This is a genomic window from Thermodesulfomicrobium thermophilum DSM 16697 (genome assembly GCF_059568695.1).
In genome coordinates this window covers 365703-386947 of the sequence record NZ_JCANTW010000012.1, presented here as the reverse complement: position 1 = coordinate 386947, position 21245 = coordinate 365703, and the positions used below count along the sequence as shown (strand labels likewise).

The following is a 21245-nucleotide window of genomic DNA, read 5'->3' as shown; positions in this document are numbered from 1 at the left end:
ATGATTTTCTTTGCCTTCGTCCTTGTGGCCGCCGCGGCCCTATTTCCCTCAGACGCCCTGGCCTGGGGGCCGGCCGCCCACCTTGCCATCGGCAACCATATCCTGTCCTCCTTGGAGCTGCTCCCCACGCACGTGGCCGCGGCCCTGGCCGCCCATCCCCGGGCCTTTTTGTACGGATCCCTGGCGGCGGACATCCTGGTGGGCAAGGGCAGCCGCCCGACACCCCACCACTCCCACAACTGGGACGTGGCGCGACGGCTCCTCAGTCAAGCGACGACCCCACGCCTCACGGCCCACGCCTACGGGTACCTGGCCCATTTGGCGGCCGATGTCATTGCCCACAATTATTTCGTGCCCAATATGCTGGGATATTCGGCAGGCCGCGGCAAACTCGCCCACTCCTATGCCGAGATGCTGGCAGACGCCCACATCCGCATCCCCCGCCGCCAGGGCAGCGCCATCGCCTCCCTCATGTTTCCCGAGGCGGACACGCTGCTGCGCCAGGCCACCTGCCAGCGGCCGATCACCTTCCGTTTGAAAAAGGGCATCTTCCAGCACGGGGTGCGCACCTTGGAACACCTTTCCCTCGCCCCTTTGGCACGGCGCCCCCGTACGGCCGACCTCGCCCGGCACAGCCTTGACCTTGCCCTGCGCCTGGTATGGACAACCCTCGCGGACCCACGGCATGGCGCGGCCATGGGACATGACCCCATCGGCTCCGGACGCCTTTTCGCCATCCGCCATTTCCACCGCCGCCAGCGTCGCTTCTACGACCTGCACGAGCGGGGCATCATCTTTCCCCTTGCCGCAGACCTCGCCGCCCTGGAGGGCCGCCATGAAACCCTTGATCGATTTTTTGCAGAACACCGCCCAAACCATTCGCACCCTTGAGGCCGAGGCCGAGACCGCCCTGCATCACGCCAAGGACACTCCCCGCTACCACGAGTGCATGCGCCGTAAGGCTCAAATCTTGGCGGACCTTGCCCAAAACGCCGCACCGTTTCTCCAGGACGTTCCGGGGCCACGCCGACAGGCCATCCAGGGGCGTCTCGAAGCCATGAGCCAAAGCGCCCAGCGCAGTTTGGACATCGGGAGCATCTTTTACATGTCCGCGCTCCTCTACCCCGAAGACCACACGCCCGGCACGCCCAATGATCTGGAAAAATGGGTTGCCGAGCTTGCGCGCCGCGGGTAGGCTCGCGCCATATTCATTCACCCCAAACCCCAAGGAGCTTTCATGGCATTGGCAGACGGCACCACCGTGGTGGTCCATTACACCGGCACTCTGGACGACGGCACCCAATTCGATTCTTCCCGCGGACGCGAACCCCTTTCGGTCACGCTCGGTCAAGGCATGGTCATCCCCGGCTTTGAAAAAGCCCTGCGTTCCATGAACGCCGTGGGCGACACCTGCACCACCACCATCCCCTGCGCCGAGGCCTACGGCCCACACCACGACGAAATGGTGCTTACCGTGCCCCGCGAATCCTTCCCGGATCACATCCCCGCCCAGGTGGGCGAACAGATCATTCTGCGCTCCCCCGAAGGGCACGAGATCCCCGCAGCCATCGTGGAGGTGAGTGAAGAATCCGTCACCATCGACGCCAACCATCCCCTGGCTGGCCAGGACTTGACCTTTGAAATCGAAGTGGTGCGTATCGACGCCTAGCGGACGCACCCCCTTCCGACGCCCGGGCCCGAGGGATCCTCCTCGGGCTTTTTTTGCGCCTAGCCTGTGGTCAGACGCACCACTTCCCGCACCGATGCCAGACGCCGCAGCTTGTCCATGGCGGTATAGAGGTGCGAGGCGTTTTTCACCTCCACCACGAACTCCATTTCCGTCAGGCCATCCGGGGTGGAGCTGAACTGGCCGGAGTCGATATTCACTCCTTCCTTGGCGAGCAAAGCGCTCACTTCCGCCAAGACGCCACGCTGATTGCGACACAAAATGCGCATGCGCGCCGGATACGGCCGTTCCTCTTCACCTTCCCAGCGCACGTCCAAAAGGCGCTCGGGCTCCATATTGGCCACATTGGGACAGTCCTGGGAATGGATGGTGACCCCGCGACCCCGACTGATGTACCCGATGATGGGATCACCCGGCACCGGGGTACAGCACTGGGCAAAGCGCACGAGCACGTCGTCCACGCCCTTGATGGCCACACCTTCGGTGGCCTTTTTCGGACTCGGCGCCGGACGCTCTTGGGCCTTGCGCTCGGCCTCCAGGACCTCCTTGGGCAAGAGCTTGGAGAGCACCTGACGCGGCGTGATCCGGGCATACCCCACCGCAGAGAGCAAATCCTCCACGGTTTTCAGGGAAAACTCCCGGGCCACGGGCTCCAGGTCGCCATTTTTCAGGGCGCGGGCAAAGTTGACCCCCATCCTGCGCCCTTCCTTCTCCAGGAGTTCCTTGGCCAAGGCGATGCTGCGCGCCCGCTCTTCGGTATTGATCCACTGCTTAATGCGCGAACGCGCCCGGGCGGATTTGACGAATTGGAGCCAGTCGCGGCTGGGATGGCGGCTGGGGTCCGTGAGGATCTCCACGGTATCGCCGTTTTTGAGCGGCGTATTGAGAGGCACGATACGGCCGTTGACCTTGGCGCCGGCGCAGTGGTGCCCCACCTCGGTGTGGATGGCGTAGGCAAAGTCTACAGGGGTGGCTCCTTCAGGGAGCTCCTTCACCTGACCTTTGGGGGTGAAGACGTAGACCTCGTCCTGAAAGAGATCGAGACGCAAGGTGGAGAGAAAATCCCGGGAATCCTTGAGATCGCCCTGCCAATCAAGGATTTGGCGCAGCCACGAGAAACGATCCGCGTCCTGGACTTGGCCGCCTTCCTTGTACAACCAATGGGCCGCCACGCCGAATTCCGCCAAGCGATGCATTTCTTCGGTGCGGATCTGGATCTCGATGCGCTCGCCTTCGGGCCCCACCACTGTGGTGTGGAGGCTCTGGTACATATTGGCCTTGGGCATGGAGATGTAATCCTTGAACTTCCCTGGAATAGGTTTCCAAAGGGAATGGACAAGGCCAAGAACCGTATAGCAATCCTTGACGGTATCGACGATGACGCGAAAGGCGATGAGATCGAAAATTTGATCAAGACTGAGCCCACGATGCTCCATCTTGTGAAATATGGAATAGATGTGTTTGATGCGTCCCTTGACTCTTCCGGAGATGCCATTCTCTTGGAGTACATTTTCGATGATGGTACAGACTTTCTGAATGTATGTCTCGCCCTTGCCGCGGTAATTGTGGATCCCGTCCAAGATCTGTTGGTACACATCAGGACGTAGATAACGGAGACTCTCATCCTCCAATTGTACCTTGATGCGGTAGAGTCCTAAGCGATTGGCAAGGGGGGCGTAAATGGTAAGGGTTTCCTGGGCGATGGCTTTTTTACGTTCCTCGCGCTGAAAATCCAACGTGCGGATATTATGCAATCGGTCGGCGAGCTTGACCAAAATGACGCGGATATCTTCGGCCATGGCCAGGATCATCTTGCGGATGTTCTCGGCCTGGGCCTGCTCCCGGGACTCGAAGTGCATCTTGCCGATCTTGGTCACCCCGTCCACGATGAGGGCGGTCTCCGGACCGAACTCCTCGGCGATGCGGTCCACGGTGACGCCCGAGTCCTCCACGGTATCGTGGAGCAGGCCTGCGGCGATGGTCACGGCATCGAGTTTGAGATCCGCGAGGATGCTCGCTACTTCCAAGGGATGGGAAAGATATGGTTCGCCGGAGAGCCGCATCTGGCCAGCATGGGCGGCGGCGGAAAAGACGTACGCTTTCTGGATGAGGGCGGTATCGGCGCTGGAAAGATAGGCGCCTGCCTTCTCGAGAATTTCAGAGATACGAATCATGGGGACGTCCTTGGGGGAAAAACCATGCCAAACGCATGGCCATACTGGAGGCCTAGCCCCAGCCCCGTCCGTTGGCAAGGGCCTTGCCGCCGAAGTCACCCCCGGCCCCACGACGCGACGACCCGGCGCCAGTCTTCCGCGCCCAGGAGCACGCCCCGCAGAATGCCTCCCAGCACCGCCAAGGCCCGCTGCATGGCCACCTCGCTGCCCTGGCCGATCCAGGCATCGAGTACCATGCCCTGCCGGGTCACCGTAAACCCTCGCTCCCCAAGGATCACAGCAGCCGCAGCCAACTCTTCCTGAAGCGCCCGCGGCGCCTTCCAGCGCACCACGACCTGGCGCCTGGGAGAAGTCAGCGCGTCCCCCTCCACGAAAAGAATATGTCGTCCTGGGTAGAGACAGACATGCATGGCGTCCGCGTCCACGATGCCATGCCCCACCACACCCCAAGATTTTGCCGGCCCCATCGCAGAACCCGCTACGGTCAACCACCCCGTCAGCATGGCCCACAAAGGAAGGGAGCGCACATCCTCCGCGCCCACAAGAATCTTTCCAGCGGCAGAAGGAAAGACCGCTCCGGGCGTGCAGTAGAGCCGCACTTCCCCCAGAGGGTTCAACGCCAAGGACTTCACTCCCGCGACGCCGGTGCCGGGGAGGCCGAGGCGGGCAAATACCGCCTCCCAGCAGGCCCCCAGGACCAAGACGGTCATGTCTTCCAGGTTGCGGCAATGCTCCGGCCGCGCCGGGGGATCTCCCTCTCCCACAATCCGGGCGAGCACATCTTCCAAACGTTGCCGCCAAGGCGCACCCGCCGGCACTCTCGAGGGCGAAGCCACCGGCACCCATGTTCCACCTTCCTGCAGCACCCATACGCCAGGGCCGGGAGCAACCGCGCCTTCGGGAGGCGCGCCGCCGTCCAGCCCGCGCACGCTTCCCTCCCACGCCACGGCCGTGGGCTCGGCAACCGCCACCACCCGACAGCCCACTTCCTCATCGCAGCGGCCCAAAAACCGGCGCCACGCCACGGCGTCCGGAGTGAACCGCTGCGCCCAGGCACGGCGCACCCCGGACCAAAACTCCCGCACCGGCGCCACCACAGGCGCCAGGACCCGTTGCCCTTCCGGAGCCTCAAGGACAGCCACGGCAGCAAAGTCCCGCGCCTGCCAGTCGAAGGCCTGGATCTCCCCTTCCCGCTCCACCACCTCGGGCAGAGGCATATCCTGCACCAGACGCGCGGCGCGCTGCCAACCGGGATCATCCACCGCGAACAAACGCCGCAGGACCCCATCCACACGGCGCTGCAAGTCCGCCACATCCATAGCGTAGCGCCATAAGTGGTTTTCCACCACCATCCCCCGTCCCTGCGCGAGGGGAGAAAAAAAGCTGGGCGAGATCTCGGGCTCCGGGTGTCCGGCCATCAGCCGGGCATAAAAAGTGAGCTTCACGGCCCATTCTTCCACATCGAGCCAGCGGGTGGGCTCCAATGCTTGCAGAAGGCGAACTGAACGCATGGTCGCCGTGGCCAGGCGCTCCACGTCCTGCTCCACCGCGGTCCAATCCACAGGACTTTCGGCGACGGCTGCGGCGCTGAGCCTCCCCAAGAGACGCAGCCATGCATGCACCGCGGCAAAAAAAAGGCGAACGCGGCGAAAACGCCGCGCCCCCAAGGTCCCTGCGGGAAAAGCGGAAAGAGGCAGCCGGGCCAGGCCCCGGAACTCCATGTGCCTACTCCTTGCCGATGTCCTCAAAATGCCGCGGGGTAATACCACCGCGGTGCTCCGCCCAAGCGCACAAGCGGCGGTACGGCCCCAAAAACGTCAACCGAGGCCCGACCACCAAGCGCACGCCGATATAGACCACGAGAAACACCACAAAATATGAGATGTTCCAGTCGAGTATCTCCAACGGCGCGTCGCGGAAGCGAAGATCCATCCAAGCCAAAATCACCGGCACCGGCCACAACGACACGGTGAACACCCCGGCTTGACTGAAAAAATACTTCCCAAAAGCCTCCATGGCCTCTTTATTGGCCGCCAAGTACGCCTCTTTGCTGCCATGGGCAACGGCATCCACGGAAAGATTGTGCATGCGGATCATCTCTTCATATTGGCGCTGATACCAGCCGCGATTGAGGCCCTTCACCAGCACCGAAGCAACGTTCCCCAGCACCACAGCCCCCACGGCGAGCACAGCACAGCCCGCCACAAAGGCAAACGCCCCCGCCGGAAAGAGACGGAAAGGCCAAATGAAGATCGGATCCAGATTCCACAGAAGTGCCATGTGCGTCATCGTGGCCCAGGGTCCCGGCGCGCAGCCGGGGCCCTGGAACCCATTTCACAACTAGATGTTGATTCCAAAGAATCCCCGCAAGGAGTAGCGGATGCCCACGTACAGGGCAAGGACGATGAAGAGGCGCTTGAGCCAAATATCCGAGAGGTATTTAGAGGTCCGAGGACCGATCACCGAGCCGATGGCGATACCGACCAACTCCGCCCCGATGAGCGCCCAATCCATGGGCGTGCCCTTGGAAATCAAGGTAGCGATGCTGGTGATCATACTGATGAGCACTGCCAAGGCCGAAGTACCGGCCGCCAGATACATGGGCAACTGGGTGATGCTGGTGAGGAAGGGAACCAGCAAAAAGCCGCCGCCGACACCCAAGAAGGCCGCCACGGCCGAAATCGCGACACCGCCGAAGATAGGAAGCAAGGGATTGAACGTGAATTCGACGCCGCAGAAGGTAAACTGCACTTTCGTCACACTGGCGCTCACGATCTTCACCTTGGTGTCGATCTCGCACCCAGCACCCTTTTCTTTCACCGCCCGCTCAAAGGCCTGCGCAGCCTCTTTGGCCTTCTTCTTACTGGCCTGCCCGGCGGGAGAGGTCTCCCAGAAAAGATAGCACCCCAAGGCCAGCACAAAGAGACCAAACCAGCCCTGGTACTGAGAGAAACTGATCTTGCCTGCCGTCAGGGTCACCGACCCCCAGGCACCAAGGAGCGATCCCAGCCCCAAGGCGATGGCCAGGGGCATGACCAACCGGCCCATCTTCCAGTAATTGAAGCTAGAGATCAGCGCCGAAAGACCCACCAAAAACTGGTTGGAGCCACGGATGGAGTCAGTGAGCGTTTTGTTGAGCTCAGGAGCCGTACCCTTGAAGCTCTTGGCGTAGCCCCCCAAACCAAAGATGGTCATATGCCCCACACCCGCCATAACGCCACCAAAGGCGCCCACGGTGGAGAAGATCCAGCCCACCCAGATCGCCCACAGCAAGGCAAGAATGGGATTCACCTGCGGCGCGCCCGGTATTCCCAAAAAGCCCGGGGCCTTGCTGGAATCAATATGCCCAGGCTCGCTGCCCACCGGAGCGGCCTGGATGGCGCGCTCCAATTTGCTCCCCCCTGCCGCCGGGGCAACGGGACCAGCCGGGGCAGATGGAGCGGCGGTTTCGGCCTTGACTTCCGCTGACTGTGGGGTCGCGGTGTCTTGCTGGGCCCAGGCCTGCCCCACACCGATCATCAGAATGACGCTCAAAACTCCAAGCAACCACAACCGACGCATGATATTTCTCCTCCACCTTTTAGGCTTTTTTGAAGACAATGAGCGGACAGTTCTTGCACACATCCGCACCCGGGAAGCCGTCGCCAGGCCGGGTAATGGAACTGCTGCCAAGCTTCTCCATACGCTCCACCAAGCGATCGCACACCGCACCAATGGCTTCACCCGGGATAATGACGTTGATCTCGCCCCGTTCGGTCTTCCCGGCATTGTACGACCCGGAACACGCCGGAAGCATGTTGAATTCCTTGTTCACATAGGTCCATACATTGCCGCCACAGGCAGAAGAATTCATAGTGATCGCCGGACGCAAGGGGTGGGCGTCCATAGCCGCCATATAATCCACCGCCAAATGGTAGGCCTGCATGTTGTCGCAATAGAAGTGCACGGTATCCGGACCACCGAAAAGATCGGCCTTGGCAAGCGGCGCCACGGCGATACCGATCATCCCTTCCGGCATACGCGCCTTGGAACGGACAAAACGCTCTGCCTGCTCCAAATCCCGAGTATACTTGGCGTGGCTTTTCACCTCACCTTCGTCAAAAGGCTTCCAGCCAAAGCTGTAGTGGGCATTGGAGCATCCAAGCCCCTCTTTTTCTGAGTACACTACCTGCCCTTTCATGCGCGCGGCAATCTCCCATTGACAAAACGTCATGGGCTTGACCGGAACCACATACTCCTCCGCTGCGGCCTTGAAGGCATCTACTTCCTGCTGATCGTAGAAAAACTTCACCGCGATGGGGTAATGGTACAAGCGTAGCTCACGCATGAGCAGATCTTGCATTTCCGAATACGTCATTGCTGCCTCCTTGGAATGAGATTTTCCCTGCGCCCCTTGTGGGCAACATCTCCTCCCGCCTCAAGCCTTTTTTGCTTCGTGCGGCATGTCACGTAATTCACGGAGTATTCCCGCTATACACCACCTTTTTGGAGAAAATTTTGATATTTTTTTCACTATACTGAAATTACTAAAAAAGCCGCCCCTCGGAAGAGGGGCGGCCCAAACATCTCTTTAAGAAAACGGGTTAACGCTTTTTATACACTCCATCCAACACCGCCTCGATGCGGCGGTTCTTGGCCCGGCCTTCCTCGGTGTCGTTGCTGGCAATGGGCTTGGACTCCCCAAAGCCCACGGCGGTCAACATGGAGGGGTTCATTCCCAACTTCTGCACCAGGTACATCCGCACCGCCTCGGCACGACGCTGGGAGAGTTTTTGATTGTACTCATCAGAACCAATGGAGTCGGTATGGCCATCGATTTCTACCTTCACTCCGGGATACTCTTTCATGAACGTGGCAAAGTTCGCCAATTCCTGGTGATACTGGGGCTTGATGTCCCATTTGTCGAAGTCGAAGAATACCTTGAGGGTCACGGAGAGCGGGATGGGGCAGCCATCGGCGTCCACCGCCAGGTCCATGGGTGTGCCCGGACATTTGTCCTTGGAGTTGGGCACGCCGTCCATATCGTCGTCACCGTCGCCCATTTCGTAAAAAACGTCACGAACAAAGGTCGCAAGCGCAGCTGGATCGTCCAATTGAGCAGCTCGAGCCGTCACCGAACAGTCCTTAAGCGAGGCAATGGCATCCAACAGCGCCTGCCCCGAGGCCTTGTCCGCATAACTGATCACATGGAAGCACACACCATATTTTTCCGCCAGCATCTTGGCGATGGGCAGCGTCGCCGGCCCCTGGTTTTCCATGCCGTCGGAAAGGATGATCACCGCGGTGCGGCCTGAGACGCTCTTGATGGCCGGCTCTAGGGCAGCCAAGCCCACGCCCAAGGGAGTCGGCCACACGCACTGCAGACTCGTGCACTGCGCAGGCACTTTGGTCACGGCCTCGCCGTAAGTTTTCTGCGCAAAGGGCGAAAGCACCTGGAGCTCCCGGAAAGGAGCGGCCGTGTACAGGCCTCCAAGATAGCCCAACTCGGGAATTTCCTTGTTCATGCGGCCAAGGAGCGCCGCAGCGTGCGCCACTTTGCTCTGAGGCCCTTTCTGGAAGCTGTCGTACATGGATCCAGAAGTGTCCACGAGAATCAAGAAGTTATCCACCTTGCGCACGTAGTCGGCGCCCCATGCCGGAGCGGCCAGGACAAGAACCGCAAAAAAAATACCAAATAATTTCAAACGCATAACTACCTCCATTGTTTCTATGAAACCAGTAAACGAACCTAGGTTTTTCTTGTACTCCTCTCCCCCAGAAAAGCAAGCCCCCCTCAAAAACATCACCACGACACATGCACCAATTCCCTGCTTGACGACCCCACGGCTCTTCTCTAAAGAGAGCTTCCTGCGTGCCGGAGTGGTGGAATTGGTAGACGCAGTGGACTCAAAATCCACCGGGGTTCGGCCCCTTGCGAGTTCGAGTCTCGCCTCCGGCACCAAACAAAATGCTTGACAGGGAAGCGGCTTTCCATAAAAGGCACCCCTGCACCACGCGCCCGTAGCTCAGCTGGATAGAGTACCTGACTACGAATCAGTAGGTCGCATGTTCGAATCATGCCGGGCGCACCAGCTTCTCCAGCCCTCTTGGCCCAAATGCCAAGAGGGCTTTTTCATTGCTTTGCGAACACGACATCCCCCTCTTGTCCCCAACGCGCCAGCGGGAGGCGAACTTCCCGCTGGCAAAGATTTCTGCAGACCAACTGGCCCAGGCAGCCAGCCTCCACGAGGAGGCGGCTCTTTTTCATCCAAAACAATAAACCAAGAGTGCGGCCTCTAGGCGTCGCCGCCTTGAGGTCCTCCATTGGAAACGCACCCCAGTCTGCGTGCGATCTCCTTGGCCGCCACGCGGCCAGCCCCCATGGCCAAGATCACCGTAGCGGCGCCGGTCACGATGTCGCCCCCGGCAAACACGTTGGGGATGCTCGTTTCTCCTGTTTTTTCATCCACCTGGATATATCCCCACTTGTTGACCGCCAGCCGGGGCTCATTTTCGAGGAGCACCGGATTGGCCCTGGTACCAACCGCGATGATCGCCAAGTCGGTTTCCAGCTCGTATGTGTCGCCAGGAACAGGGACGGGTTTGCAGCGCCCCGACTCGTCGGGGGCCCCGAGCTCCATGCGCTGGAGACGTACCCGCCCCAGGTTCCCATCCGGGCCGGCAAGGAACTCCAATGGAGCGGCCAAGCACTCCATGACCACCCCTTCTTCCATGGCATGTTCGATCTCTTCGCGCCGGGCAGGCATGGCATCCACGGTGCGGCGGTATACGATGCGGACACGCTCCGCCCCAAGCCGCAACGCGGTGCGCGCCGCATCCATGGCAACGTTGCCTCCACCATACACCGTCACCTGGCGCCCCCGGATGATGGGGGTATCAAAATTGGGAAAATCGTACGCCCGCCCGAGATTGACGCGAGTCAAGTATTCATTGGCGGAAAAAACACCATTCAAATTCTCGCCCGGAATGTTCAAAAACCGCGGCAGACCCGCGCCGACACCGATAAAAACGGCTTTATATCCCTTGTCGAACAGCTCCTGGATGCTGAACGTCTTTCCCCCAACGGCATTGAGCACAAATTCCACGCCAAGATCCCGCAAGGCGTTCACCTCCTTGGCGACGATCTTGTTCTTGGGAAGACGGAACTCCGGTATCCCGTAAACGAGAACACCGCCAAGTTCATGCAACGCCTCATAGACAGTCACTTTGCATCCACGAGATGCCAAATATCCAGCAACGGTCAACGAAGAAGGACCAGAGCCTATGCAAGCAACCTTCTTATCGATATCGATATAGGGACACTCAGGCTTATCCGAAATAAAGTCGCACGCGTCACGATGGAAAAATTCATCGGCGACGAAACGTTCCAATCGTCCTATGGCAATCGGTTGTCCCTTTGATTTGAGAACACAGCTTCCTTCACACTGAATTTCCTGCGGACAGACACGACCGCAAATGGCAGGCAGGCTGTTGGTAGATTTGATAATTTTATACGCTTTTTCGATGTTTCTTTCCGCCAGCGCAGCAATAAACTGCGGAATCGGAACCTCGACCGGACATCCCTTGACGCATTGCGGCTTTTTGCATTGAAGACACCGAGAGGCTTCCTGGATGGCCATATCCATGGTGTAGCCCAAAGCCACTTCGTCGAAATTTTTGATGCGCTGCTCCACGGGCTGGAGCGGCATCGGCACACGCGGGGCGACGATCTTTGTACGTTTCTTCTCTGCCCCAGCCCCGCACGTGCACTCGTGCCAGCGGGCCATGCTCTGGCCTTCCAAAGTTTTGAAAAAATTCAAACGCTTCGCAAGTTCGTCAAAATCAACCGCGTGTCCATCGAACTCCGGCCCATCCACGCACGCAAACTGCGTCTTGCCACCCACGCTGACCCGGCACGCCCCACACATGCCAATGCCGTCCACCATGATGGAATTGAGTGAAACCGTTGTTTTGACCTGAAAAGGCTTCGTGGCCCGCGCCACGGCCGCCATCATGGGCACCGGCCCCACGGCGACGACTTCGGCGACATCGGCATCCTGCTCCAACCGCTGCACCAACAGATCCGTCACCAAGCCCTTGTGTCCATAGCTTCCGTCGTCCGTGGAGACGAGCACCTCGTCCGCAAAGACTCGGAGCTCTTCCTCGAAGAGGAGCAAGTCTTTGGATCGAGCACCAATAATTGCAATAACCTTGTTCCCAACCTCATGGTGCCCTTTGGCGATATGATGCATGGCAGCAATTCCGGTCCCCCCGCCGACGCAGATTACGGTCCCTTTTTTTTCGATATGCGTGGGTCGCCCAAGAGGACCGCAAACGTCTAAAATAGTGTCGCCAGCGTTGAGCGTTTCCAACATCGCCGTTGTCTTTCCCAGGACAAGATAGACGATGGTAATCGTTCCCCGCTTCCGGTCTGCGTCCGCAATGGTCAAAGGAATGCGTTCCCCATGCGGGTGGACCCGAAGGATGACAAAATTTCCAGGCAGCGCTTTTGCGGCGATTTCCGGGGCTTCGATGACAAGCTTCGAGGTTTGATTCGGGATAAGTTGTTTTTTTTCTACGATCATGTTCGCCATAGATCCATCCTTTATTCGTATCGATACACAACGATATACAATGCATGCCCCAAAAGACCATTCCAAGCGTTGAGATTGCAGCCCTTGTGCCAGCATTCGAGAAGATAATAACAACTTTAAAAGTTTAACATTTTTATATCATCGACCACGCCCGTCCACACATTTTCCCACAACACGAGAATTGATTCCTACCCTATAAGAAAATACGAGACACAAGAGCGAACGGCGCCCCACAGCATAAAAAAAATTCATCCATCTCAAAGAGATAAAAATTCAAACCAAGGCATGAGGCTTGCTTTTGTCAGGCCAACCCCTGGCCCGTTCCCTCTGCATCCCCTGCGGTCGCAGAACATGATACGATAAAAACCCCAGTGATGCCCCATGAGAAGAATCAAAAATTTCATGCCCATGCTGAATTATTCCGTGATCAGCAGAATAGCGTTTCTCGTTTTGTTCATGATCGTTTTCGCTACAGCCATCAGCCTCGTATATAGCTTTTATATCAACAAATCTCTCGAAGAAACCCAAATAGCATCCAAAGAGATGATGCTCAATGACATCAAAAAAACACTCAAAAACTCTATACAGGCAATATCTGGAGCGCTTGGAGAAATACTCCAAACAAGCAAGAATAAAAAAGAAACTATTAGAAAAATTATAAAAAAATCAATGTACGACGAAAATGGATATTTTTTCGTGTATGATATTCATGGATTTAATATCGTACACCCATTTTTTCCCGAGTTTCAAGACAGACAACGAATGGAAACAGAAGATGACAACGGAAAAAAATATATCAAAGAGCTAACCAACAAGGCACTCGATGGCGGAGGCTTTGTCCAATATGTTTTTTACAAACCAGGAGAACCGATCAAGCGCAACAAGCTGGTCTACGCCCAACTCATCCCAGGAACAGAGTATTGGATCGGCACCGGCCTCTACATTGACGACATCGACCGCGACCAGCAAAAATTTGCTGAAATATTTACCAAAATACACCGCAAAGCGATCATCACCGTAGGAGCGATTGTCGGGGCCGTACTCCTCTTCGTTGTGATTCCGGTCAGCATCTTCATGATCAACTCGATCCTCAAGCCGTGGCGCCAGCTCGAGCGGGAGCTGATGCAGGCCCAAAAGATGGAAGCGGTGGGAATTTTCGCCAGCGGCATTGCCCACGATTTCGGCAATGTGCTCGGCGCGATCTCGTCTTGCGCCGACCTGGCGCTCATGGACGCCCCTGCCGACTCCCCCATCCGGGAAGACCTGGAGCACATTTCCAAGGCCGCCAAACGCGGCAAGAACCTCGTCCGCAAGATCAAAGACTTCAGCAGCACCACGGAAACGCACCGCCAAACCATCGACATGGTCCAAATCACCAATGATTGTCTGGACCTCGTCCAAACCATCATCCCCGCCAGCATCGAAGTCCGCCGCCACATCCACATCGAGCGGATCTGGGTCATGGCCGATCCAGACCACCTGCTGCAAATCATCATGAACCTCTGCACCAACGCAGAACAGGCCATGCGAGGCAACAGCGCAGGCATATTGACGATAGACCTTACGGCGGTGGAACTCTCTCCCGAAGAAGCCCAGACCATGGGGCTTGTCAGCGGCGTCTACGCCCGTCTCTCGGTGACGGACAATGGTGTGGGGATGAAGCCTGTGGTCCTCAAGCGCATCTTCGACCCATTCTATACGACGCGCAAGAAATCCGGAGGGACGGGGCTCGGACTCTCGATGACCAAAAGTATCGTTCAAATGTACGGCGGCGCCATCACGGTCATCAGTGCTCCAGGAAAAGGCTCGACATTCCACGTCCTCCTTCCTTCGGTCTCCCACTGTGAGGTCCGCCTCCCCGCAGACCGTCACCTCCCCCTGCCGGAAGGGACCGAGCGCATCCTCCTGGTGGATGACGACAAAGACCTGGCCGCTGCACTTCACAAGCTGTTCTCCCGCCTCGGCTACATGGTGACCAGCTGCACCGACAGCCAGGATGCCCTGCAGATCTTTACGGCCTCCCCCAACAAATTCGACCTCATCATCACCGATCAGCTCATGCCCAAGCTGACGGGGACCGAGCTCATCAAAAAAATCAAAAAAATACGCCAAGACATTCCTGTGGTCCTCTGCAGCGGCTTCGAAGGAGAAGGACTCCTCAGTCGGATCCCCAAAGACCTTGACAAAGCCGGGATTGCGGCCTTTTTCCGAAAGCCGTTCGACACGGTGGACATCTGCCAAAGCATCCGGAAGGTGCTGAACGCCACATACCCCCCCATCGACACGGCCAAGGACCATGCCCAAGATTCTCATCATCGATGACGACGAATCCATCTGCCATGTGCTCGCACGCACCGCAAAGCGCATGGGGTGCGAAGCGCAGAGCGTCGGGACTCTTGCCGCCGGCCTCCAGGCAGCGCGGAAGACCTCTTTCGACGTCGTTTTTCTCGATATCAAACTCCCCGACGGCAACGGCCTCTGCCTGCTCGCAGATCTGCTCTCCATGCCCGCCAAGCCGGAGGTCATCATCGTCACCGGCATGGGAGACCCTGCCGGCGCAGAACTGGCCATCCAAAACGGCGCGTGGGACTACATCGAAAAAAGCTACAGTATCGAACAGATCTCCCTGTCCCTCAAACGGGCCCTGGAGTATCGCCGCGCCCGCAGCAAGGAGGCCACGAAACTCTCCTCCACCTCGCTCACCCGGGAACGCATCATCGGGGAGAGCCCTGCCCTCATGCGCGCCCTCAACATGGTGGCCCAGTTCGCAGGCGAAGACACCAACGTCCTCATCACCGGCGAGACCGGGACCGGCAAGGAACTCTTCGCGGCCACCATTCACCAAAACAGCAACCGGGCAGCCGGACCATTCATCGCCGTGGACTGCGCCACGCTTCCCGAAAGCCTCGCCCAATCCATCCTCTTCGGACATCGCAAAGGCTCGTTCACTGGCGCAGAACGGGACCAAACCGGCCTGATCCTCCAAGCCAACGGCGGCACGCTCTTCCTCGACGAAATCGGCGAGCTTTCCCCCACCGTGCAGAAAAACTTCCTCCGCGTCCTGCAAGAACGCACCATCCGGGCCCTCGGCGACCGCCACGAACGGCACGTGGACTTCCGACTCATCGCTGCCACCAACCGCAATCTCGACGACATGGCGGAAGCGGGATCGTTCCGTGTCGACCTCCTCTACCGCCTCCGGGCCGCCCACATTCACCTGCCGCCGCTGCGGGAACGCAGCGGAGACATCCGCCTCCTCGCCGAACACTTCCTCGAAGTCTTGCAGAAAAGAACAGAAGACGCGCCCAAGGCATGCAGCACAGACTTTTGGGAAACGCTCGAGACCTATGATTGGCCCGGCAATGTCCGCGAGCTCATCCACACCCTGGAGTACGCCCTCGGAACCGCCCGGCACGACCAATATCTCTTTCCCCAACACCTCCCACCCCACGTGCGTGCCAAAGTGGCCCGCGCCAAAGTCCAGGGGCGCCCCGCCCCGGTGGAAAATCTTCCCGAAGACGACGCCCCCCTTCCTGGGCTCGAGTCCATCCCCCCCATCCAGGAGTTTCGCGACTCGGTCCTCGCTCGGGCCGAAAGCCGCTATCTCAAAAACCTCATTACCGCCACCAACGGCAATATCCGAGAAGTCATCCGCCTCTCCGGGCTCTCCCAGTCACGCCTGTACGCGCTGCTGAAGAAATACGGCATCACCACCCGCTAACACACCCGGCGTCCCTGCCTACCGCTCCAGCACCGGCTTTCCTGCAGGACGAGAAGCGCCATTCTTGCTCTGCAGGAAAGCCACCTGTATTTGCCCGAATCCGACAGCCAACTCCTAGAAAACACAAGAACTTTTTTCGGCACCCGATTGGTACGCCCTGTGCTGAAGTGCACTCAGAACGCACCGCCGCCTCTATCTGTCTGCTTCCGAGACCATGGCCATAAGGAGGTGAAACAGTACAGGCCGATTCCGAGGGATGCAGTGAGGTTTTTCGTACGGCGGAAACTCTTTTGGTGTTGGATCTACAAACGAACCCCTCACCGTTTTGGAGCGATCACAATGAATCTTAGTACACTCACCCTGCATGTACCACAGCACAGCAAGATCTCTGGACGCCTCGATTTCCTCATGATGGTTTCTGGAGCGCTGCTCATCCTCTTTCTCTGGGCGCATCTGCTGCTTGTATCCAGCGTCGTGATCAGCCCACGGCTTATGAATGCACTCGCGACATTCTTCGAAGCGACCTACATGGCGCAAGTGGGCGGACCGATCATCCTTTGCGTGATGCTGCTTCACTTTCTTCTCGCTGCCCGCAAGATGCCTTTCGAGCAAGACGAGTGGAAGGCATTCGTCGTCCACCACAAGATGATGCATCACAAGGATACGACGCTCTGGCTTGCCCAAGTGGTGAGCGCCATCGTCATTCTCGTCCTGGCCTCGGCGCATATCTTCACCGTTCTTACCGATCTTCCCATCACCGCAGCCAAAAGTGCTGCCCGCGTCCAAGGCGGGGTATGGCTGCCCATCTATCTCGTCCTTTTGCCCATGGCGGAAATCCATGTGGGCATCGGTTTCTACCGCATCGGCATCAAATACGGATTCATCTCCAGTGCTCGTCGGGCATGGTACCAAAAGACTGAAGTCGTGATGATGCTTGGCTTCATTGCCATCGGTCTCATCACCTTGGCCCGCTTCTACTGGCTCAGCATCTAACCCACGAGGTCTCCCATGCAGATTTTCTACACGGATGTATTGTGTATCGGAGCCGGGCTGGCTGGCGAACGCGTCGCCGTCGAAGCCGCCATGGCCGGCTTCAAGACCATCTGTCTCTCCATCGTGCCCCCCCGTCGCTCCCACTCCTCTGCAGCCCAAGGAGGGATGCAAGCGGCCCTCGGGAACGCCATCATGGGGGAAGGGGACTCCCCGGACATCCACTTCGCCGATACGGTCAAGGGATCGGACTGGGGCTGCGACCAGGAGGTCGCCCGCATCTTTGCCGAGACAGCCCCCATCGTCATGCGGGAAATGGCCCATTGGGGTGTGCCCTGGAACCGCGTGGAGGCCGGGGTGCACACCTACTACAAAGGCGGCAAACCCTTCCAGGCCGAAGAAAAGAAAGAAAAACACGGCCTGATCCACGCCCGCGCCTTTGGAGGCACCGCCAAGTGGCGCACCTGTTACACCGCTGATGGCACCGGCCGCTCCGTGCTCAACACCTTGGACAGCAAATGCCTCCAGTACGGGGTGACCATCCACGACCGCACCCAGGCCGAGGCCCTGATCCACGACGGAGAAAAATGCATGGGATGCATCGCGCGGTGCCTTCGCACCGGAGAGCTCCGGGCATACTTCGCCACCGCCACGCTCATCGCCACGGGAGGTTACGGGAGGTGCTACAGCGCGACCACCAACGCCGTCATCTGTGACGGCGGCGGACAGATCATCGCCCTGGACACCGGCGTCGTCCCCATGGGGAACATGGAGGCGGTGCAATTCCATCCCACTGGCACCGTCCCCACCGACATCCTGGTCACCGAAGGCTGCCGCGGCGATGGCGGCACCCTCCTCGACGTCAACGAATATCGCTTCATGCCGGACTACGAACCGGAAAAGGCCGAGCTCGCCTCCCGCGACGTGGTATCCCGGCGCATGGTGGAACACATGCGCAAAGGCTTCGGCGTCAAGTCCCCCTACGGAGAACACCTGTGGCTGGACATCCGCCACCTCGGCGCCAAGCACATCACCACCAAACTTCGGGAAGTCTACGACATCTGTACCAACTTCCTGGGCGTCAACCCCATCGAGCAGCTCATCCCGGTGCGCCCCACCCAGCACTACTCCATGGGCGGCATCCGCACCAACCGGGACGGGGCGGCATACGGGCTCAAAGGGCTCTACGCCGCGGGCGAGGCCGCCTGCTGGGACCTCCATGGCTTCAACCGCCTCGGCGGCAACTCTTTGGCGGAAACCGTGGTGGCCGGACGCTACGTGGGTAAAAAGATCGTCCAATATCTGCAGGGAGCATGCACCACGTTCTCCATGTCCGCGCTCAACGAGGCGAAACTCAAGGTGGAGGAGCGCATCAAGGATATCGTCACCGGGCGCAAAGGCAACGAAAGCGCCATTCAGCTACGCAACGAAATGCAATCCATCATGATGGATTGTGTTGGAATATTCCGCAACGGGAAAGACCTTCAAAGAGCCGTAGACACCCTCGCGGAACTGCATGAACGTGCGGACAGGATCGCTCTCCAGACAAGCTGCCGAGGGTTCAATCCAGAACTCTCCACTGCGCTGCGCATCAAAGGAATGATCAAGCTTTCGCAGTGTACTGCATATGGAGCGCTCATGCGTACGGAATCCAGAGGAGCACATACGCGAGAAGACTATCCTGAGCGTAACGACAAAGATTGGCTGAAACGTACTCTCGCCTACTGGAAAGAAGGCGATCACCTCCCAACACTTGAGTATGAAGACGCATCACCGTACTATGAGCTTCCGCCCGGAGACCGTGGATATGGCGGCGGCAAGATCATCCCCCATGAACTTCCCGAAGATCGCTTCAACGTCCCGGAAGCAGCCAAGGAAAACCTGAAATACGCCACGGGCAAAAACAAGGAGGCGCGATGAACCGCAAGCTGCACATCAAAATATTCCGGTACAATCCACTGGATCCGGATTCTCATCCCCATATGCAGTCGTTTCACATCCAAGAATACGACTCCATGACGCTCTTCATCGCCTTGACCAAAATCCGCGATGAGTTCGATCCATCGCTCAAGTTCGACTTCTGCTGCCGCGCCGGCATCTGCGGCTCCTGCGGCATGGTGATCAATGGGCGTCCGGGGCTTGCCTGCCACACGCAAACCAAAGACCTGCCCGAAGAAATCACCCTCCACCCGCTGCCGGTATTCAAACTCCTCGGCGATCTCTCCGTGGATACCGGCACCTGGTTCCGCGGGGTCGGCGCCAAAATCGAGGCCTGGGTGCATAGCAACGACGCGGCCTTCGACCCCACTGCCGAAGAGATGCGCATGGAGAACTCCCTGGCGGAACAGATCTTCGAGCTTGACAGATGCATCGAGTGTGGATGCTGCATCGCTGCATGTGGCACTGCACGCATGCGGGAAGATTTCCTCGGCGCTGCATCCATAAATCGTATCGCACGGTTCTATATTGACCCGAGAGATCAACGTTCCGACGACGATTACTACGACGTTATCGGTAACGATCAGGGTGTTTTTGGATGCATGGGACTTTTGGGGTGCCAGGATGTCTGCCCCAAACACATCCCGCTTCAGGACCAACTCGGTATTATGCGCCGCATGCTGATGCTGCATTCGGTCAAAGGTATTCTTCCCAAGGCGTTGATTCAAAAATTCCAACACAAAGGATGCTGTCATGAAAAGCATTAAGGCACAGGAAATTCATGACGCGGTACGCCGCATGATCATGGACGCCTGCCGGATCCTTCCGGACGACGTCTATCAAGCCTTTCTCCGCGCCCGAGACGCCGAGGAACTGGACTCCGCCAAAGAAGTCCTGACTCAGCTCATCGACAACGCGGACCTCGCCCGCTCCACCGAACTGGCGCTGTGTCAGGATACCGGGGCTGCGGTCTTTTTCGTGGACTATGGCGACGACGTCCGCATCGACGGAGGCCATCTCGAAGAGATCCTCAACGCCGCAATGGTCGAGGCCTATGACAAGGGGTTTCTCCGCAAGTCCATGTGCCATCCCCTGACACGCAAGAACACCGGCGACAACACCCCTGCCATCATCCACACCCACGTCGTTCCCGGAGAAACCCTGCGCATCCGCTTCATGGCCAAAGGCGGGGGGTCGGAAAACATGTCCCGCATTGCCATGCTGAAGCCCGCACAAGGCTGGAAGGGTATCAAGGAGTTCGTGGTGCGCACCATCGCCGAGGCAGGCCCCAACCCGTGTCCGCCCACCATCGTGGGGGTGGGGATCGGCGGCACCTTCGATCTCGCGCCAGCGCTGGCCAAGAAGGCACTGTTCCGGCCCATCGGCGAGCGTAACCCAAACCCGGAAGTAGCGGCCCTCGAAGAAGAGCTCCTGAGCGCCATCAACGACCTCGGCATCGGCCCCATGGGGCTCGGCGGCAAAACCACGAGCCTGGACGTCAAGGTGGAGATGCACCCCTGTCACATCGCCAGCCTGCCTGTTGCCGTCAACGTCCAATGCCACTCATCCCGCACCAAGGAGGTTGTTTTCTAATGGCAACGTACACCCTGACGACCCCCCTTTCGGATGACGACGTCCGCCAACTCAAGGCCGGTGACGTCGTCTACCTCTCCGGGATCATCTACACGGCCCGTGACGCGGCCCACAAAAAACTCATGGAAGCCCTTGATGCCGGCCAGCCGCTCCCCTTTGAGCTCCAAGGCGCGGTCATCTACTACGTCGGGCCGACCCCGGCCCCTCCGGGATACCCCATCGGCTCCGCTGGACCCACTACAAGCGGCCGGATGGACACCTACGCCCCGCGCCTGCACAGCCTCGGCGTCAAGGCGAGCATTGGCAAAGGCAAACGGAGCCAGGAAGTGCGCGACGCCCTCCAGCAATACGTGGGGGTCTATTTCGGCGCCACCGGCGGGGCTGGAGCGCTCTTGTCCCAGCGCATCACGGCTGCGGAAGTCATCGCTTACCCGGAGCTCGGGCCGGAGGCCATCCGCAAACTCACGGTCAAAGACTTTCCTCTGCTCGTCGTCAACGACGCCCACGGCGGGGAGCTCTACGCCCAACCCAACATCACCCTCTAGCCCGATCCTGCACGGAGGAATCTA

At 58.8% G+C, this 21245-nt stretch carries 17 protein-coding genes, 2 tRNA genes and 1 pseudogene; 12 read left to right on the top strand and 8 right to left on the bottom strand.

Annotated features, from left to right (window positions below; translation table 11 throughout):
• The 3 genes from BR00_RS05495 to BR00_RS05485 are packed head-to-tail and all read left to right on the top strand — an operon-like array spanning window position 1 to window position 1669.
• Complete coding sequence (locus BR00_RS05495) at window positions 1-891, top strand: zinc dependent phospholipase C family protein (protein WP_496476587.1); 891 nt, start codon at window positions 1-3, stop codon at window positions 889-891.
• Window positions 836-1195 carry a hypothetical protein gene (locus BR00_RS05490; protein WP_496476586.1) on the top strand — a complete coding sequence of 120 codons (360 nt, stop codon included), beginning with the start codon at window positions 836-838 and terminating at the stop codon, window positions 1193-1195. Before BR00_RS05495 ends, BR00_RS05490 begins: the two co-directional genes overlap by 56 nt.
• Window positions 1196-1237: 42 nt before the next feature.
• Window positions 1238-1669, top strand: coding sequence for an FKBP-type peptidyl-prolyl cis-trans isomerase (locus BR00_RS05485; RefSeq protein WP_496476585.1), 432 nt, complete (start codon window positions 1238-1240; stop codon window positions 1667-1669).
• 59 nt (window positions 1670-1728) lie between these two features.
• On the opposite strand, the gene BR00_RS05480 is transcribed toward BR00_RS05485, so the two are convergent.
• The 6 genes from BR00_RS05480 to BR00_RS05455 form a co-directional block, all read right to left on the bottom strand.
• Window positions 1729-3861 (bottom strand): RelA/SpoT family protein, encoded by a 2133-nt coding sequence (locus tag BR00_RS05480; RefSeq protein ID WP_496476584.1) that lies wholly within the window; start codon window positions 3859-3861, stop codon window positions 1729-1731.
• Window positions 3862-3956: 95 nt separating this feature from the next.
• On the bottom strand, window positions 3957-5582 hold the full coding sequence (locus BR00_RS05475) for a hypothetical protein (RefSeq protein ID WP_496476583.1): 1626 nt from the start codon (window positions 5580-5582) through the stop codon (window positions 3957-3959).
• 4 nt (window positions 5583-5586) lie between these two features.
• Window positions 5587-6141: a hypothetical protein gene (locus BR00_RS05470; RefSeq protein ID WP_496476582.1), complete on the bottom strand. Its 555-nt coding sequence runs from the start codon at window positions 6139-6141 to the stop codon at window positions 5587-5589.
• A 60-nt stretch (window positions 6142-6201) separates the two neighbouring features.
• Window positions 6202-7422, bottom strand: coding sequence for a sulfite exporter TauE/SafE family protein (locus BR00_RS05465; protein ID WP_496476581.1), 1221 nt, complete (start codon window positions 7420-7422; stop codon window positions 6202-6204).
• 19 nt (window positions 7423-7441) lie between these two features.
• Window positions 7442-8218 (bottom strand): DUF169 domain-containing protein, encoded by a 777-nt coding sequence (locus BR00_RS05460; protein WP_496476580.1) that lies wholly within the window; start codon window positions 8216-8218, stop codon window positions 7442-7444.
• Window positions 8219-8444: 226 nt separating this feature from the next.
• Complete coding sequence (locus tag BR00_RS05455) at window positions 8445-9551, bottom strand: OmpA family protein (RefSeq protein WP_496476579.1); 1107 nt, start codon at window positions 9549-9551, stop codon at window positions 8445-8447.
• Window positions 9552-9714: 163 nt separating this feature from the next.
• Here BR00_RS05455 and BR00_RS05450 point away from each other — a divergent pair.
• Both BR00_RS05450 and BR00_RS05445 read left to right on the top strand, forming a co-directional pair.
• Window positions 9715-9802 (top strand) — tRNA-Leu (locus BR00_RS05450).
• 53 nt (window positions 9803-9855) lie between these two features.
• Window positions 9856-9932: transfer RNA gene (locus BR00_RS05445), tRNA-Arg, on the top strand.
• Window positions 9933-10136: 204 nt separating this feature from the next.
• On the opposite strand, the gene gltA is transcribed toward BR00_RS05445, so the two are convergent.
• Both gltA and BR00_RS05435 read right to left on the bottom strand, forming a co-directional pair.
• The gene (gene gltA, locus BR00_RS05440) at window positions 10137-11627 is read right to left on the bottom strand and encodes an NADPH-dependent glutamate synthase (protein WP_496476645.1); all 1491 of its coding nucleotides are present in this window, start codon (window positions 11625-11627) and stop codon (window positions 10137-10139) included.
• A pseudogene (locus tag BR00_RS05435) lies at window positions 11601-12434 on the bottom strand (sulfide/dihydroorotate dehydrogenase-like FAD/NAD-binding protein); the annotation flags it as partial. The gene gltA and the pseudogene BR00_RS05435, both read right to left, overlap by 27 nt.
• Before the next feature lie 381 nt (window positions 12435-12815).
• Between BR00_RS05435 and BR00_RS05430 the strand changes: the two are divergent.
• From BR00_RS05430 to BR00_RS05400, 7 genes are all read left to right on the top strand, one after another.
• A complete protein-coding gene (locus tag BR00_RS05430) occupies window positions 12816-14756 on the top strand; it encodes a cache domain-containing protein (RefSeq protein ID WP_496476578.1) in 1941 nt (646 codons plus the stop codon).
• A complete protein-coding gene (locus BR00_RS05425) occupies window positions 14731-16155 on the top strand; it encodes a sigma-54-dependent transcriptional regulator (RefSeq protein WP_496476577.1) in 1425 nt (474 codons plus the stop codon). Before BR00_RS05430 ends, BR00_RS05425 begins: the two co-directional genes overlap by 26 nt.
• A 339-nt stretch (window positions 16156-16494) precedes the next feature.
• Window positions 16495-17148 carry a succinate dehydrogenase/fumarate reductase transmembrane subunit gene (locus BR00_RS05420; RefSeq protein ID WP_496476576.1) on the top strand — a complete coding sequence of 218 codons (654 nt, stop codon included), beginning with the start codon at window positions 16495-16497 and terminating at the stop codon, window positions 17146-17148.
• 15 nt (window positions 17149-17163) lie between these two features.
• Complete coding sequence (locus BR00_RS05415; RefSeq protein WP_496476575.1) at window positions 17164-19065, top strand: fumarate reductase flavoprotein subunit; 1902 nt, start codon at window positions 17164-17166, stop codon at window positions 19063-19065.
• Window positions 19062-19850, top strand: a complete 789-nt coding sequence (locus BR00_RS05410) for a fumarate reductase iron-sulfur subunit (protein WP_496476574.1) — start codon at window positions 19062-19064, stop codon at window positions 19848-19850. The genes BR00_RS05415 and BR00_RS05410 overlap by 4 nt, the downstream gene beginning before the upstream one ends.
• The gene (locus BR00_RS05405; protein WP_496476573.1) at window positions 19837-20676 is read left to right on the top strand and encodes a fumarate hydratase; all 840 of its coding nucleotides are present in this window, start codon (window positions 19837-19839) and stop codon (window positions 20674-20676) included. The genes BR00_RS05410 and BR00_RS05405 overlap by 14 nt, the downstream gene beginning before the upstream one ends.
• Window positions 20676-21221: a Fe-S-containing hydro-lyase gene (locus BR00_RS05400; RefSeq protein ID WP_496476572.1), complete on the top strand. Its 546-nt coding sequence runs from the start codon at window positions 20676-20678 to the stop codon at window positions 21219-21221. Before BR00_RS05405 ends, BR00_RS05400 begins: the two co-directional genes overlap by 1 nt.
• Window positions 21222-21245 lie beyond the last annotated feature (24 nt).

Bases quoted from the DNA above. Each gene is read 5' to 3' on its own strand.
- BR00_RS05460 (WP_496476580.1), bottom strand. From the start codon at position 8,218: ATGACGTATTCGGAAATGCAAGATCTGCTCATGCGTGAGCTACGCTTG.
- BR00_RS05470 (WP_496476582.1), bottom strand. From the start codon at position 6,141: ATGGCACTTCTGTGGAATCTGGATCCGATCTTCATTTGGCCTTTCCGT.
- BR00_RS05465 (WP_496476581.1), bottom strand. From the start codon at position 7,422: ATGCGTCGGTTGTGGTTGCTTGGAGTTTTGAGCGTCATTCTGATGATC.
- BR00_RS05485 (WP_496476585.1), top strand. From the start codon at position 1,238: ATGGCATTGGCAGACGGCACCACCGTGGTGGTCCATTACACCGGCACT.
- BR00_RS05410 (WP_496476574.1), top strand. From the start codon at position 19,062: ATGAACCGCAAGCTGCACATCAAAATATTCCGGTACAATCCACTGGAT.
- BR00_RS05455 (WP_496476579.1), bottom strand. From the start codon at position 9,551: ATGCGTTTGAAATTATTTGGTATTTTTTTTGCGGTTCTTGTCCTGGCC.
- BR00_RS05400 (WP_496476572.1), top strand. From the start codon at position 20,676: ATGGCAACGTACACCCTGACGACCCCCCTTTCGGATGACGACGTCCGC.
- BR00_RS05425 (WP_496476577.1), top strand. From the start codon at position 14,731: ATGCCCAAGATTCTCATCATCGATGACGACGAATCCATCTGCCATGTG.
- gltA (WP_496476645.1), bottom strand. From the start codon at position 11,627: ATGGCCCGCTGGCACGAGTGCACGTGCGGGGCTGGGGCAGAGAAGAAA.
- BR00_RS05420 (WP_496476576.1), top strand. From the start codon at position 16,495: ATGAATCTTAGTACACTCACCCTGCATGTACCACAGCACAGCAAGATC.
- BR00_RS05495 (WP_496476587.1), top strand. From the start codon at position 1: ATGATTTTCTTTGCCTTCGTCCTTGTGGCCGCCGCGGCCCTATTTCCC.
- BR00_RS05490 (WP_496476586.1), top strand. From the start codon at position 836: ATGAAACCCTTGATCGATTTTTTGCAGAACACCGCCCAAACCATTCGC.
- BR00_RS05480 (WP_496476584.1), bottom strand. From the start codon at position 3,861: ATGATTCGTATCTCTGAAATTCTCGAGAAGGCAGGCGCCTATCTTTCC.
- BR00_RS05475 (WP_496476583.1), bottom strand. From the start codon at position 5,582: ATGGAGTTCCGGGGCCTGGCCCGGCTGCCTCTTTCCGCTTTTCCCGCA.
- BR00_RS05430 (WP_496476578.1), top strand. From the start codon at position 12,816: ATGAGAAGAATCAAAAATTTCATGCCCATGCTGAATTATTCCGTGATC.
- BR00_RS05415 (WP_496476575.1), top strand. From the start codon at position 17,164: ATGCAGATTTTCTACACGGATGTATTGTGTATCGGAGCCGGGCTGGCT.
- BR00_RS05405 (WP_496476573.1), top strand. From the start codon at position 19,837: ATGAAAAGCATTAAGGCACAGGAAATTCATGACGCGGTACGCCGCATG.